Origin of the sequence: Streptomyces sp. NPDC102270 (genome assembly GCF_044766405.1) — a bacterium.
Classification (GTDB): domain Bacteria; phylum Actinomycetota; class Actinomycetes; order Streptomycetales; family Streptomycetaceae; genus Streptomyces.
Genome location: NZ_JBIWLX010000034.1, coordinates 37,578 through 49,585 on the forward strand (window position 1 = coordinate 37,578; position 12,008 = coordinate 49,585).

The 12,008-nt window shown below is 72.1% G+C and carries 12 protein-coding genes; 8 read left to right on the plus strand and 4 right to left on the minus strand.

Annotated elements, in window-relative coordinates:
* The first annotated feature begins 36 nt into the window (after nucleotides 1–36).
* Genes ACIRP7_RS42630 through ACIRP7_RS42645 form a run of 4 tightly spaced genes read left to right on the plus strand, consistent with a single transcriptional unit; the run spans nucleotide 37 to nucleotide 3,787 of the window.
* Nucleotides 37–975, plus strand: coding sequence for an ATP-binding cassette domain-containing protein (locus tag ACIRP7_RS42630; RefSeq protein WP_403671472.1), 939 nt, complete (start codon nucleotides 37–39; stop codon nucleotides 973–975).
* Entirely contained in the window at nucleotides 972–1,811 is an 840-nt protein-coding gene (locus tag ACIRP7_RS42635) for an ABC transporter permease (protein WP_403671475.1), read from the plus strand. The genes ACIRP7_RS42630 and ACIRP7_RS42635 overlap by 4 nt, the downstream gene beginning before the upstream one ends.
* 27 nt (nucleotides 1,812–1,838) lie before the next feature.
* On the plus strand, nucleotides 1,839–3,122 hold the full coding sequence (locus ACIRP7_RS42640; protein WP_403671478.1) for a sensor histidine kinase: 1,284 nt from the start codon (nucleotides 1,839–1,841) through the stop codon (nucleotides 3,120–3,122).
* On the plus strand, nucleotides 3,119–3,787 hold the full coding sequence (locus ACIRP7_RS42645) for a response regulator (protein ID WP_403671481.1): 669 nt from the start codon (nucleotides 3,119–3,121) through the stop codon (nucleotides 3,785–3,787). The genes ACIRP7_RS42640 and ACIRP7_RS42645 overlap by 4 nt, the downstream gene beginning before the upstream one ends.
* A 190-nt stretch (nucleotides 3,788–3,977) precedes the next feature.
* Here ACIRP7_RS42645 and ACIRP7_RS42650 read toward each other — a convergent pair whose 3' ends face one another.
* Nucleotides 3,978–4,583, minus strand: a complete 606-nt coding sequence (locus ACIRP7_RS42650; RefSeq protein ID WP_403671484.1) for a TetR/AcrR family transcriptional regulator — start codon at nucleotides 4,581–4,583, stop codon at nucleotides 3,978–3,980.
* Nucleotides 4,584–4,739: 156 nt separating this feature from the next.
* On the opposite strand from ACIRP7_RS42650, the gene ACIRP7_RS42655 reads away from it, so the two are divergent.
* Genes ACIRP7_RS42655 through ACIRP7_RS42670 form a run of 4 tightly spaced genes read left to right on the plus strand, consistent with a single transcriptional unit; the run spans nucleotide 4,740 to nucleotide 9,643 of the window.
* Nucleotides 4,740–5,297 carry a 2Fe-2S iron-sulfur cluster-binding protein gene (locus ACIRP7_RS42655; RefSeq protein ID WP_403671487.1) on the plus strand — a complete coding sequence of 186 codons (558 nt, stop codon included), beginning with the start codon at nucleotides 4,740–4,742 and terminating at the stop codon, nucleotides 5,295–5,297.
* Nucleotides 5,294–6,286 carry an FAD binding domain-containing protein gene (locus ACIRP7_RS42660; protein WP_403671490.1) on the plus strand — a complete coding sequence of 331 codons (993 nt, stop codon included), beginning with the start codon at nucleotides 5,294–5,296 and terminating at the stop codon, nucleotides 6,284–6,286. The genes ACIRP7_RS42655 and ACIRP7_RS42660 overlap by 4 nt, the downstream gene beginning before the upstream one ends.
* Nucleotides 6,283–8,400 carry a xanthine dehydrogenase family protein molybdopterin-binding subunit gene (locus tag ACIRP7_RS42665; protein WP_403671493.1) on the plus strand — a complete coding sequence of 706 codons (2,118 nt, stop codon included), beginning with the start codon at nucleotides 6,283–6,285 and terminating at the stop codon, nucleotides 8,398–8,400. Before ACIRP7_RS42660 ends, ACIRP7_RS42665 begins: the two co-directional genes overlap by 4 nt.
* Complete coding sequence (locus ACIRP7_RS42670; RefSeq protein ID WP_403671496.1) at nucleotides 8,393–9,643, plus strand: XdhC family protein; 1,251 nt, start codon at nucleotides 8,393–8,395, stop codon at nucleotides 9,641–9,643. Before ACIRP7_RS42665 ends, ACIRP7_RS42670 begins: the two co-directional genes overlap by 8 nt.
* Here the strand turns inward: ACIRP7_RS42670 and ACIRP7_RS42675 are convergent.
* The 3 genes from ACIRP7_RS42675 to ACIRP7_RS42685 form a co-directional block, all read right to left on the minus strand.
* On the minus strand, nucleotides 9,612–10,712 hold the full coding sequence (locus ACIRP7_RS42675) for a sensor histidine kinase (protein ID WP_403671499.1): 1,101 nt from the start codon (nucleotides 10,710–10,712) through the stop codon (nucleotides 9,612–9,614). The two genes, ACIRP7_RS42670 and ACIRP7_RS42675, sit on opposite strands and share 32 nt — an antisense overlap.
* Nucleotides 10,713–10,734: 22 nt before the next feature.
* On the minus strand, nucleotides 10,735–11,439 hold the full coding sequence (locus tag ACIRP7_RS42680) for a response regulator transcription factor (RefSeq protein WP_403671502.1): 705 nt from the start codon (nucleotides 11,437–11,439) through the stop codon (nucleotides 10,735–10,737).
* Between the two features lie 116 nt (nucleotides 11,440–11,555).
* A partial coding sequence (locus ACIRP7_RS42685; RefSeq protein ID WP_403671505.1) for an amidohydrolase family protein occupies nucleotides 11,556–12,008 on the minus strand: 453 nt, incomplete at its 5' end.

Below are 12,008 nucleotides of genomic sequence, written 5' to 3' on the forward strand. Positions count from 1 at the left end.
AAGCGACGGACGCCGGAGCCCAGAGGGAGAGCGCGAATGATCGACTCACGGCAGTTGACCAAGAGGTACGGGGAGAAGACGGCCGTCGACGGCCTGGACTTCGTCGTGAAGCCGGGTACCGTGACCGGCTTCCTCGGCCCCAACGGGGCGGGCAAGTCCACGACCATGCGCATGATCGTCGGCCTGGACGCACCGTCGAGCGGCTCCGTCACCGTGAACGGTCAGCACTACGCCCGCCACCAGGCGCCGCTCCAGGAGGTCGGCGCGCTCCTGGAGGCGAAGTCGATCCATCCGGGCCGTTCGGCGTACAACCACCTCAAAGCCCTCGCGCTGACCCATGGCATTCCGGGCCGCCGGGTCGACGAGGTCATCGGCCTCTCGGGACTGGACAGCGTGGCGAAGAAGCGGGCCGGTGCCTTCTCCCTCGGCATGGGCCAGCGGCTGGGCATCGCCGCGGCCCTGCTGGGCGATCCGCAGACGGTGATGCTGGACGAACCGGTCAACGGGCTGGACCCGGAGGGCGTGCTCTGGATCCGCAACCTCCTCAAGGGGCTCGCCGACGAGGGCCGGACGGTGTTCGTGTCCTCGCACCTGATGAGCGAGATGGCCCTGGTGGCGGACCATCTGATCGTCGTAGGGCGCGGCCGGCTGCTCGCCGACACCACGGTGGCCGACCTGATCCGCGAGGCGGGCGGCGACACGGTGAAGGTGGCGACACAGGACCCGGCGCGGCTGCGGGACGTGCTGGCCGGGCCGGGCGTCGACGTCACCGGCCACGTCGGCTCCGAGGAACTGCAGGTGACCGGGGTGAGCGCCCGCGAAATCGGCCTCAAGGCCGCTGAGCACGGGATCGCGCTGTTCGAGCTGAGCCCGCGGACCGTATCGCTGGAGGAGGCGTTCATGGACCTGACCAGGGATGCCGTGGAGTACCACGGCACCACGACCGGCATCGACGCCCTCGGGAGGACCGCGTGAGCACCCTCACCGCAACCACCGAGGAACCCCGGGCCACCCGCCCCCGCCCCGCTTACCGCGTGACCGGACGGCGCGTGCTGGCCTCCGAATGGGCCAAGCTGTGGTCCCTGCGCTCGACCTGGATCACCCTGGGCCTGGGCCTGCTGTTCCTGGTGGCCTTCGGCCTCATCGCCGCGAGCCGCTACAAGTCGGGGATCGACTCCGGCAACCTGGACCGGGACTTCGCCGACTCGACGACCGTGAGCCTGTCCCTCTTCGGTACCAACTTCGCCCAGCTGGCCCTGGGCGTCCTCGGCGTACTGGTCACGGCGGGCGAGTACTCGACCGGCATGATCCGCTCGACCCTCGCGGCGGTGCCCCGCCGACTGCCCGTGCTGTGGTCCAAGGCGGCCGTGTTCGGGCTGGTCGCTCTGGCGGTGGGCACGCTGGGAGCGTTCGTCGCCTTTGTGATCGGGGGCGGCATCGTCTCCGGCACGCCCGCGGCCATAGGCTTCTCGCACGCCGGTGTCCTGCGCAGTCTGCTCGGCGCCGGGCTCTACCTCGGCCTGGTCGGGGTGATCGGCACCGCCCTGGGCGCACTGCTGCGGTCCGTGGCCGGCGGGATCTCGGTCCTGGTGGCCGCCCTGATGCTGATCCCCGGCCTGATCTCCCTGCTGCCCAGCTCCTGGCAGGACGGCATCAGCCCCTACCTGCCGTCCAACGCGGGGCAGGCGATGTTCTCCCTGACCCACGACTCCACGACCCTGTCGCCGGGCGCCGGGCTGCTGGTGTTCCTGTGCTGGACGGCGCTGGTGCTGGGCGGCGCGGCGTACCGGCTCGTGCGCAGTGACGTCTGACGCCCGCATCATGGACAGGTGACGTCCGTGGCCACCGATGACCTCGGCGGGATGGGACCGCTGGTCGCCCGACTGTCCCGGGGCGGCCAGCGGCTGCGCCATGCCGACCGGATACGTCCGTGGGTACTGGACACCGCGGTCGTCGTCCTGGTCTTCCTGATGTTCTGCCTGCCCGACCTGATCCACGGCAGTGTGGACGACGGCGACAGCCCGCCCCGCTTCCGGCTCGCCTTCACCCACCTGCCCGTCGCGGGGATCCTGGTCTTCCAGGCGGGACTGGTACTGCCCCTGCTGTGGCGGCGACGCAAACCCCTCCTGGCGTTCGCCGTCATCGCCGCGGTGTTCGTCCTGCAGTGGTCCCTGGGCGCCGCGATGCGCGCGGACGTCGCCCTGTTGATCGCGCTGTACAGCCTGGCCCTGCACGGGCGGCTGCGGCAGCTGCCCTGGGCCTGTGCGGTCACGGTGGGCGCCATGGCGCTGGTCGCGGTGCGCGCGTCCGCGGCCGTGTCCGTGTGGGACGCGCTGTTCTTCCTGCTGAGCACGGCGACCGCGGCCCTCGCGCTCGGCCTGATGGTCCGCATCCGCCGGGCCCAACTGGCCGGACTGCGCGAGCGGGCGGCCCGGCTGGAGATCGAGCGCGACCAGCGCAGCAGACTGGCCACGGCCACCGAACGCACCCGTGTGGCGCGGGAGATGCACGACATCGTCGGCCACAACCTGTCCGTCATCATCACCCTCGCCGACGCCGGCGCCTACGCCAGCGACCTCCAGCCCGCGCGGGGCAAGGAGGCCCTGCAGCTCATCGGTGACACCGGCCGACAGGCCCTCGGCGAGCTGCGGCGGGTGCTCGGTGTGCTGCGTCAGGACGGCGCCGGTCCGTCCCGCGGGCCCGAACTCAGCCCGCAGCCCGGCATCGCGGACATCGAAGCGCTGTGCGCCACGGTGCGCGCCGCCGGGCTGGACGTGGTCTACCGGACCTCCGGGGAGGTGGACGCCCTGGACAGCGGGGTGCAGCTGACGGTGTACCGCATCGTCCAGGAAGCCCTCACCAACACCCTGAAGCACGCCGACACCGACACCCGGGTCCACCTGGCGATCCTCGTCGAGGACAGCCGGCTGACCATCCGGGTCCAGGACACCGGCCCGGCCGCACAGTCCGGACCGCCGAACGAGGAAGGACACGGCCTGGTGGGCATGCGGGAGAGAGCGGCCTTGTACGGCGGCACCGTCAGCGCGGGACCGGCGGCCGGCGCAGGATGGAACGTCGAGGCCGTCCTCGACCTCACGCCGGGAAGCGGCGGTGACCGATGACCACCGTGCTCATCGTGGACGACCAGCCGCTGCAACGCTACGGCTTCCACCTGCTCCTGGACTCCGTCCCCGAGACCGACGTCGTCGGTGAGGCCGCCCACGGCGCCGAAGCGGTCCGCAAGACGGCCGAACTGCGCCCCGACGTCGTCCTGATGGACGTGCGCATGCCCGGCATGGACGGCATCGAGGCCACCCGCCGCATCGTCGCCGCCGGCGGCCGCTCCCACGTCCTCGTGCTCACCACCTTCGACCTCGACGAGTACGTCCACGCCGCCCTGCGGGCCGGCGCGAGCGGGTTCCTCCTCAAGGACGCGCGCCCCGAGGAACTCCTCGCCGGGATCCGCGCGGTCGCCTCCGGCGACGCCGTCATCGCGCCCGCCCTGACCCGCCGCCTCCTCGAGGAGTTCGCCCAGTACGTCCCCTCGCACCGATCCGACCCCGCCGAGGACCCGAGGCTCACCTCGCTGACCGACCGTGAGCGCGAGATCCTCGTGGCCGTCGGCAGAGGCTGGACCAACGGGGAGATCGCCACGCGGTTCGTGCTGTCCGAGTCCACCGTCAAGACGCATGTCGGCCGTGTCCTGGCCAAGATCGGCGCCCGTGACCGCATCCAGGCCGTGATCTTCGCCTACGACCACGGCCTCGCCCGTCCCGCCGTGGACTGAACCGACTGCGCAGGGGGCGGTCTGCCGGCTGTCTACACTCACGTGAGACGGGGTGAACTCGCCGTTGGCCGGCCACGCCGAAGCGCTTCTTGGACTGGCCTGATCCTCGGCGGAGCAGCAATCACCGCCCTTGGCCGGCCGGTCCCCGCGCGACGCCGGCGCACCCTGCATCGCTGCTGGGCACCGTCCCCTACAGTCGGCCTGATCCGCCGGACAGATCCCGGCGTCCGGGTGCCCCCGCGCGCAACCCGTCCATGACGATGTCCAGCAGGCGCCTCGCCCTCGACTGCCAGTCATCGTGCGGGGCGAGCTGCCACAGGCCGGCGATGGCCAGCATGAAGTCGTCGGCCGTGACGTCGGGACGGATCGTGCCGGCCTCCTCGCAGGCGCGGAGCAGGAGGTCGGCCGCGTCGGTCACCGGGGTGTGGCCCGGCTTCGCCGCCTTCCCCGACGAGGTGGCCTGGCGGATCGCCTCCGCCAGGCCGGCCTTGGTCATCGCGAACCCGGCGAGGTGGTCCATCCACGCCCGTAGCGCCTGGTCGGGTTCCCTGGTCTCCAGCAGCTCGGACGCGGAGTCGGCGATCTGCTGCACCCCGTGGCGGTAGAGCTCGAGGACGAGCGTCTCGCGGTTGGGGAAGTTCCGGTAGAACGTGCCCTGGCCGACGCCCGCCTTCTTGGCGATCGCGCTCAGTGGGGTGTCGGCGGCCCGGGAAAGTTCGGCGAGGGCCACTTCCAGGATGCGTTCGCGGTTGCGCTGCGCGTCCGAGCGCAGGCGCGGGTCGCTCTTCTGCCGCACTCGTCCTCCTCGCCGGCTCGTGTCCGAAAGCGGTCCTTGAGAAACGGACAGTTGTCCATTACGTTCGGACCGATGGCGGACAGTTGTCCGCTTGAGCTCACTCTAGCGTCGGACCGACGCCCCGACGTGTCCGGGACACGTGAAAGAAGGCTGAACATGGCCCCAGCCCCACCGTCCACGTCCAGCGACATCACCCTGAACATCAACGGCGAGAAGCACACCCTGCCCGTCGACCATCGCACCACCCTGCTCGACGCCCTGCGCGAGCGCCTCGACCTGACCGGTACCAAGAAGGGCTGCGACCAGGGGCAGTGCGGCGCCTGCACGGTACTGCTCGACGGGCGCCGGGCGGTGTCCTGTCTGCAACTCGCCGTGGCCGCCGAAGGGCGCGAGATCACCACCATCGAGGGCATGGCCGAGGGCGACCGGCTGCACCCGGTGCAGCAGGCGTTCCTCGACCTGGACGGCTACCAGTGCGGCTACTGCACCCCCGGCCAGATCTGTTCGGCGATCGCGGTGATCGAGGAACACGCGGCCGGCTGGCCGAGCGCCGTCACCGACGACGTCCGCCCCGAGGCCGGACCACCGCCCCTGAGCGCCGAGGAGATCCGGGAACGGATGAGCGGCAACCTGTGCCGCTGCGGCGCGTACGTCTCGATCGTCCAGGCTGTGGCCCGGGCGGCGGAAGCGAAGTCCGAGGAGGCGGCGGCGTGAGGGAGTTCCTCTACGACCGGGCCCCCGACGTCTCCGGGGCCCTGGCCCTGCTCGACGCCGACCCCGACGCCCGGTTCCTCGCCGGCGGCACCAACCTCGTCGACCTGATGAAGACCGGCGTCGAGCGGCCCGCCCGCCTGGTCGACGTCCGCGAACTCCCGCTGGACGACATCGAGGTGACGGCGGACGGCGGCCTGCGCATCGGCGCGACCGTCACCAACAGCGACCTCGCCGCCCACCCCGAAGTCCGCCGCCGCTACCCGGCGTTGGCCCAGGCCGTCCTGGCCGGCGCCTCCGGGCAGCTGCGCAACATGGCCACCGTCGGCGGCAACCTGCTCCAGCGCACCCGCTGCGGCTACTTCACCGACGCGACCAAGCCCTGCAACAAGCGTGTACCCGGCAGCGGTTGCCCCGCGATCGAGGGCGAGCACCACAACCACGCCATCCTGGGCGCCTCCGAGCACTGCGTGGCGACCCACCCCTCGGACATGGGCGTCGCGCTGACCGCCTTCGACGCGGTTGTCTCGTACGAAACCGCCGACGGCCCGGGCGAGGTGCCCCTCGCCGACTTCTACCTGCCGGTCGGTGACACTCCGCACCGCGAGACCGCGCTGCCGCCGGGCGCGCTGATCACCGGCGTCACCCTGCCGCCCGTTCCGGTGGCCGCCCGCTCCCGCTACCGCAAGGTGCGCGAGCGTGCCTCGTACGCCTTCGCCATCGGCTCGATCGCCGCTGCACTCGACGTCCAGGACGGCGTCGTACGCGAGGTGCGCCTGGCCTTCGGGGCGGTCGCGTCCCGGCCCTGGCGGGCATCGGAGGCCGAGCGCGTCCTGACCGGGGCGCCGGCCGACGCCGGGACCTTCGCCGCCGCTGCGGACGCCGAACTCGCCGCCGCGAAACCGCTGTTGCACAACGCATACAAGGTGACCCTCATGCGCAACCTCGTCGTGGCCGTGCTGACCGAACTCGCCGAGGAGGCCGCCCGATGACCACCGCACCCACAGCACGCGAGAACGCCGTCGGCACCGCGCACACCCGCGTCGAGGGCCGCGACAAGGTCACCGGAGCCGCCCGCTACGCAGGTGAGATCCCGTTCGCCGACCTCGCGTACGGCTGGCTGGCGCTGTCCACGGTCGCCCGTGGCCGCATCCGCTCCATCGACACCGCCGACGTCCTCGCCATGCCTGGCGTGATCGCCGTCCTGCACCACGGCAACGCCCCACGGGTCGAGACCGGCTACGTCGGTCTGCTGGGCGTCCCGGACCCGACCGCGACCGTCTTCCAGCACGACCGGGTGCCGCACGCGGGCTGGCCGGTGGCGCTGGTCGTCGCCGAGACCTCCGAACAGGCCCGGGAGGCCGCCGAAGCGCTGGTGGTGCACTACGAACAGGAGCCGCACGACGTCGACTTCACCGGCGAGCACCCCGACGCGTACACGGTCGACAGCCACATTCCGGCGGTGATCGAGAAAGGCGACCTGGAGGCCGAACTCGCCGCGTCCGCGGTCGTCGTGGACGCCGAGTACACCACCCCGGAAGAGCATCACAACCCGATGGAGCCGCACGCGGCGACGGCCCGCTGGGACGGCGGCCGACTCGAACTGGTCGACTCCAACCAGGGCACCTTCTGGGTCGCGAGCGAACTCGCGAAGATGTTCTCGCTCGACCCGGCCTCGGTCCGGGTGCGTTCCGAGCATGTCGGCGGCGGCTTCGGCAGCAAGGGCGTGCGCGCCCACCAGGTGGCCGCCGTCATGGCCGCGACCGAACTGCACCGTCCGGTACGGGTGGTCATGACCCGGCGGCAGATGTTCTCGCTGGCCGGCTACCGCAGCCCCACCCGGCAGCGTCTGCGGCTCGGCGCCGACGCCGACGGCCGGCTGCGCGCGCTGGAGCACCGTTCCCTGAGCGCCACCTCCACCGTGCACGAGTTCATCGAGTCGGCCGCCGGACCGGCCCGGACCATGTACGGCGCCGACGCCCACCACACCGCCAACCGGCTGGTACGGCTCGACGTGCCGACCCCGACCTGGATGCGCGCGCCGGGCGAGGCACCGGGGTCGTTCGCGCTGGAGTCGGCGATGGACGAACTCGCCGTGAAGTGCGGCCTCGACCCGATCGAACTGCGCGCCCGCAACGATCCCGAGACGGGCCCGGTGTCCGGGCTGCCGTTCAGCGGACGCAATCTGATCGCCTGCTTCCGGGAAGGTGCCCGCAGGTTCGGCTGGGCCGACCGCGACCCGCTCCCCGGCCTGCGCCGCGAGGGACGCTGGCTGCTCGGCACCGGCACGGCCGCGGCCTCCTTCCCGGCGGGCGCCGGCCCGTCCACGGCGGCGGTGACGGCGGAGGCGGACGGCACCTACACCGTGCGGATCAACGCCGCCGACATCGGCACCGGCGCCCGGACCGCACTCACCCTCGTCGCCGCCGACGCCCTGGAGACCACACCGGAACACATCCGCGTAATCATCGGCGACAGCGACCTCGGTCCCGCGTTCATCGCCGGCGGCTCCATGGGCACCCGCTCCTGGGCCTGGGCGGTCACGATCGCCGCCGGGGAACTGCGGGAACGGCTCGCCCTCGGCGCCGACATCCCGCCGGAGGGGATCACCGTGCGGTCGGACACCACCGAGGCCATCGGCGCCCTCGCCCAGAAGGAACGGCACTCCTTCGGCGCCCAGTTCGCCGAGGTCGCCGTGGACCCCGCCACCGGTGAAGTCCGCGTGCGCCGCATGCTCGGCATCTTCGCGGCCGGCCGGATCGTCAACCCGCTCACCGCCCGCAACCAGTTCGTCGGCGGCATGACCTGGGGCATCTCCATGGCCCTGCACGAGGAGGCGGTCCGCGACCGGGCCCTGGGCAGCCACTACGGCGCCGACCTCGCCGGCTACCACGTCGCCGCCCACGCCGACGTCCCGGCCATCGAGGCGGACTGGATCGACGACCCGGACCCCGACGACCCGGTCGGCATCAAGGGCATCGGCGAGATCGGCATCGTGGGCGCCGCCGCGGCCGTAGCCAACGCGGTCTGGCACGCGACCGGCGTACGCCACCGGGACCTGCCGATCCGCCCCGACCGCGTCCTGACGGCAGGCGTCCGTGCTTGACCTCGCCGGGGAACTGCACCGCTGGACCGAGGAGGGCCGCGCGTTCGCCGTCGCCACCGTCGTGGCCGTCGGCGGCAGCGCCCCGCGTGGCCCCGGCGCCGCCCTCGCCGTCGACAGCGAGGGCACGGTCATCGGCTCGGTCTCCGGCGGCTGCGTGGAGGGAGCGGTGTACGACCTGTGCGTCCAGGCCCTCCGGGACGGCGAGACGGTCGTCGAACGGTTCGGATACAGCGACGAGGACGCCTTTGCGGTCGGGCTGACCTGCGGCGGGATCATCGACATCATGGTCACCCCGGTCGGCAGGGACGCGCCGGCGCGGCCGGTGCTCCGGTCGGCCCTGTCGGCCGCGGCGCGGGACGAGCCGGCCGCCCTCGCCCGCGTCGTACGCGGCCCCGCCGAACTCCTCGGCAACGCCGTGCTGGTGCGGCCGCGCGAAGCGGGAGCGGGGCCCTCCCGGCCGGGGTCCGGGGCAGGCTCGTACGAAGGCGGACTCGGCGGGCACGCGGAGCTGGACCGTACGGCGGCCGGTGAAGCCCGCGCGCTGCTGGACGCCGGCCGCACCGGCACGGTCGAACTGTCGGCGCGCGGAGCGAGATGGGGGTCCCCCCGGACGGAGTCCGGGGGAGGCTCGCGCTGTCCCGGCGGAGTGACCTTGCTGGTCGAGTCGAGTGTGCCGCCGCCCCGCATGATCGTCTTCGGGGCGATCGACTTCGCCGCGGCCCTCGTACGGGTGGGCAAGTTCCTCGGGTACCACGTGACCGTGTGCGACGCCCGCCCCGTCTTCGCCACCACAACCCGCTTCCCGGAGGCCGACGAGGTCGTGGTCGACTGGCCGCACCGCTACCTGCGCGGCACCGCGACCGACGCGCGCACGGTGCTGTGCGTGCTCACCCACGACGCCAAGTTCGACGTACCCCTGCTGGAAGCGGCCCTGCGGATGCCGGCCGCCTTCGTCGGCGCGCTGGGCTCACGGCGCACGCACGCCGACCGGGACCGACGGCTGCGCGAAGCGGGCCTGACGGAACGGGAGTTGGCGCGGCTTCGGTCGCCGATCGGACTCGACCTCGGTGCCCGCACACCCGAGGAGACGGCCCTGTCCATCGCGGCGGAGATCGTCGCCACCCGGCGGGGCGGGACGGGCACGCCCCTGACCGGGTCGGGCGGACCGATCCACCACGGCCATGCGCCCCGACGCACTCGTGGACCGGCTGTCAGTGAGCATCCTGCGGTAGGCGCAAGGTGAAGGTCGCTCCCTTGCCCAGCCCGTCGGATTCCGCGGTGATGTCTCCCCCGTGGGCCCGGGCGACGCCCCGGGCGATGGTCAGACCGATGCCGCTGCCGCCGGCCGCAGCGGATCGGCCGGGATGCCCAAGGCGTTCGAAGCGGTGGAAGATGCGCTCCAGGTCGTGTTCGGCGATGCCGATGCCGTCGTCCGTGACCCGCACGATCACGCGGTGCCCGGGCGACGGTTCGCTGTGCACGGACAGCGCCACATGCCCGTGCCGATCGCACGCGGCCAGTGCGTTGCCGAGCAGGTTCACCAGGACCTGAGTGATCCGGTCCGGGTCGCAGAAAGCGGCGACGGGTGTACCCGCGTCAACGGCGAGGGTCACCTTCTGGTCGTCGTACTGGGGGCGCAGTCGCTCGGCCGTGCTCCGGGCCAGCATGGCCACGTCGGTGGACTCGCGGCGAAGATCGAAGGCACCCTCCTCCGCCCGGGACAGGCTGGAGAGGTCACCGGCCAGACGCTGCAGCCGGTCGAGATCATCGGCGAGGGAGGCGAACATCGCCTCGTCGGGGACGAAGATGCCGTCGGCGATGCCTTCGATCTGGCCGCGAAGGATGGTGATCGGGGTGCGCATCTCGTGGGCGACCTCGGAGATCAGCCGGGCGCGCCGGCGCTCGGTGTCGGCGAGGGCGGCCGCCAGCGTGTTGACGTCTTTGACCAGCGCCGCCAGGCCCGGCTCGCTGGGGAGTTCGAGGATGTCGTCGTAGTGTCCCTCGGCGAGTCGGCGCGTGGCGGCTCGCACCCGGTCGAGCGGACGCAGCAGGAACCGCGACAGGGCGACGGACGCAAGGAAGGCCGCGGCCCCTCCGAACAACAGACCGACCTGCAGGACCACATCGCCTTCGATGTCGGCAAAACCGAGCCACACCTCGATCAGCGCGCTGACCGCCGCCATGGCCGTCAGCGCCAGCAGGAGCACCATGACGTGCGAGAGCACCAGCCGGTTGCGCAGCGACAGACGCTCCTTGATCCGGCGCAGCCGCGCACGAGACCGGTGGTGGGCCGGAAAGCGGGAGGCAGACATGGGCGGGTGTCCTTCCTGGCCGCTAGGCGGGGCGCCCGATGAACCGGTAGCCGACGGTGCGGACGGTCCCGACGAACCGGGGTGCGCCCGCGTCGTCGCCCAGCGCGCGCCGCAGCGTGCGGATGTGCACGTCCACGACGCGCTCGTCGCCGAAGAAGTCATCGCCCCACACCCGGGCCAGCAGGCCGCGCCGGGTGAAGACCCGCCCGGGGACACGGGCCATCGCGAACAGCAGATCGAAGTCGAGGGCGGACAGCTCCACCGTCCGGTCGGCATCGACCAGCACGGTCCGTGTCCCGGGGTCGACGGTCAGTCCGTCGAAGCGCAGCACGCCGTCCTCGCGGTCCGCCTCGGACCGGCTGTCGGTGCGCCGCAGGATGGCGCGTACGCGCAGTGCCAGTTCGCGGGGGCTGAACGGCTTGGTGACGTAGTCGTCGCTGCCGGTGGTGAAGCCGATCAGCCGGTCGACCTCCTCGTCCCGGGCGGTCAGCATGATCACCGGGATCCGGCTCGCCTCCCTGATGCGGCGCAGGACCTGGAATCCGTCCAGGCCCGGAAGCATCACGTCGAGCACCACGAGGTCCGGCCGGTCGCGGGTGAGGGCCCGCAGGGCGGAGGGCCCGTCCGCGGCCTCGACGACGTGGAACCCGTCCGCCTCCAGGTAACCGCGCACGGTCATGCGGATCTTGGGCTCGTCATCGACGACCAGAACCCGCTGCGTACTCATCGCGCTCACTTTCCGTCGCCGAGGTAGGGAGAGGGAGGAGGGGCCAGCGTACGGTGACTGTGATGTCGGGGCTTGTGTCGACGGCCTCCCCGGTCCGCCGGCGCTCTGGGCACAGGTCAGCGCGAGCCTGAGCGGCGGATGCGCGCCTTCAGCTTCGGGAACTGTTCGAGGGCGTTGGTTCGTTCGAGAGCGATCCGCCGGCGACGGCTGTAGATCTCGTCGACGGTCGGTTCGGGGTCGCCTGCCTTGAGATGCGGCAGGCTGCCCTTGAGGAAGGGCATCGTCTCGACGTTGTCGGCCGCGTAGAGGTGGCGGGTCGCCGGCCAGTCGCTGCCGAACATGATGTGGTCGGCGGGCACGAGGGACGACAGCGGCTCCAACTGCGCGGCGGTGAACGCCTGTGCGTCGTCGAAGAACATCCGCTTGATGTAGGTGAGGGGGCCTTCCGGCAGCACCTCGTTGAACGGAGGGAAGGCCGAGTGCCGGGTCGCGAGCCGGTAGGCCAGGAAAGGCAGTGCCCCGCCGCTGTGCGTGAAGTGCCAGCGGATGTTCGGGTAGTCCCGCAGGAC

Bases quoted from the DNA above. Each gene is read 5' to 3' on its own strand.
- ACIRP7_RS42655 (WP_403671487.1), top strand. From the start codon at position 4,740: ATGGCCCCAGCCCCACCGTCCACGTCCAGCGACATCACCCTGAACATC.
- ACIRP7_RS42630 (WP_403671472.1), top strand. From the start codon at position 37: ATGATCGACTCACGGCAGTTGACCAAGAGGTACGGGGAGAAGACGGCC.
- ACIRP7_RS42675 (WP_403671499.1), bottom strand. From the start codon at position 10,712: ATGTCTGCCTCCCGCTTTCCGGCCCACCACCGGTCTCGTGCGCGGCTG.
- ACIRP7_RS42680 (WP_403671502.1), bottom strand. From the start codon at position 11,439: ATGAGTACGCAGCGGGTTCTGGTCGTCGATGACGAGCCCAAGATCCGC.
- ACIRP7_RS42665 (WP_403671493.1), top strand. From the start codon at position 6,283: ATGACCACCGCACCCACAGCACGCGAGAACGCCGTCGGCACCGCGCAC.
- ACIRP7_RS42645 (WP_403671481.1), top strand. From the start codon at position 3,119: ATGACCACCGTGCTCATCGTGGACGACCAGCCGCTGCAACGCTACGGC.